The sequence below is a fragment of the Sedimentibacter sp. B4 genome (assembly GCF_000309315.1).
Taxonomy (GTDB): Bacteria; Bacillota; Clostridia; order Tissierellales; family Sedimentibacteraceae; genus Sedimentibacter; species Sedimentibacter saalensis.
In genome coordinates this window covers 1-246 of record NZ_CANG01000478.1, presented here as the reverse complement: position 1 = coordinate 246, position 246 = coordinate 1, and the positions used below count along the sequence as shown (strand labels likewise).

1 pseudogene is annotated in these 246 nt (G+C 70.3%); it reads left to right on the top strand.

Features of this window, described 5'->3' with window-relative positions:
• Positions 1-246 (top strand): annotated as a pseudogene (locus tag BN358_RS26545) (lysine--tRNA ligase); the annotation flags it as partial.

Here is a 246-nt window from a genome sequence, read left to right as displayed (position 1 = left end):
CGACAAGCGTGCCCGGCTGCTCGCCGACGGAGTGGCGCCGTACCCGATCTCCGTGCCGCGTACCCACAGCGCCGCCCAGGTGCATGCGGCGTGGGGCCGACCTCGAGGCCGGCGAGGAGACCACCGACGTGGTCAGCGTGAGCGGACGGGTGGTGTTCATCCGCAACACCGGCAAGCTCTGCTTCGCGACCCTGCAGGACGGTTTCACGGCGGCCGACTCCGGCGTACGGCTTCAGGTGATGCTGT